The sequence below is a fragment of the Massilia agri genome, assembly GCF_024753255.1.
Taxonomy (GTDB): Bacteria; Pseudomonadota; Gammaproteobacteria; order Burkholderiales; family Burkholderiaceae_D; genus Telluria; species Telluria agri.
On record NZ_JANUHA010000049.1, the window covers coordinates 1 to 1,004 of the forward strand.

Consider the following 1,004-nt stretch of genomic DNA (forward strand, 5'->3'; position numbering starts at 1 on the left):
ACACTGTTGGCTTCCAGCAGTTCACGATAATCGTTTGATGCGTAGACAGTGCCTTGGTCGCTGTGGAAAATCAGGCCTGCAGCGGGTTTTCGCTGCGCCAGCGCCATGTTCAGCGCTGCCATCGGCACCGTCGTAGCTTGTGTGGCGTCCATCGCCCAGCCCACGACACGCCGGGCAAACAAGTCCAGCACGACGGCCAGATGAAGCCACCCCTCCTTGGTACGCATGGCTGTCATGTCGCCCACCCAAATCGTGTTGGGAGCGGTGACGTTAAAGCCGCGCTTGACCAGATTGGGCGCCGGTGGCTGTACCCGCTGCATCGCCTGAGCGGCACGGAAACGCTTGACGCGAAACGTTTGAATGTTCTCCAGCTTACGCAGCCTTCTCACGCGGTGCTTGCCGCATTTGATGCCTTCGGCATTGAGCAAACGCCACAGCTTGACCGCTCCAGGCGCCCAACGATGTCTTGCATTGACCCTGACGATTTCGGCGCGTAACGCCAGGTCCTCCTGGCTACGCAGGCTGGGCTTGGCCTTCTTGTACGCGTAGTACAGGCTGCGGCTGATATCGAGCTCACGGCACAGCGACTTCACAGGGAACTCGCTACGGTGTTCGTCGATGAATGCGTACTTTACTTCTTTAGGCGAGTTAAGTACGCATCGAACTTTTTTAAGATGGCCAGCTCCTCTTGGGCCTTGGCCAGCTCGCGCCGTAACTGATCGACTTCGCTCAGCTCGCTCACAGCAGGGCGGCCAGGTGAGCGGAACGTCTCTCCAGGAGCCAGTTCCTCAAACTTCTTGGCCCATGTGTACAGCTGCGTTCGACGAATCCCCAGTTCCACAGCGAGATCCGAGGCATTTTGCTCGCCAGAGCGCAAGCGCGATACCGCATCGCGCTTGAACTCATCGGAGAAGACCGTGCGCGGCTTGGGGCCGGTACCGGCTGAGGCGGGAATCACGTCCCGCTTCGATGGCAACTGCTTCTTTTTCATGTAAATCCTCCTG

The 1,004-nt window shown here is 58.8% G+C and carries 2 protein-coding genes; both read right to left on the reverse strand.

Annotated elements, in window-relative coordinates:
* Positions 1 to 620, reverse strand: a 620-nt coding sequence (locus NX780_RS25070; RefSeq protein WP_258830612.1) for an IS3 family transposase, incomplete at its 3' end; no start/stop codon positions are given.
* A gap of 11 nt (positions 621 to 631) precedes the next feature.
* The coding region (locus NX780_RS25075) for a transposase (protein ID WP_258830611.1) at positions 632 to 1,004 on the reverse strand (373 nt) is incomplete at its 5' end.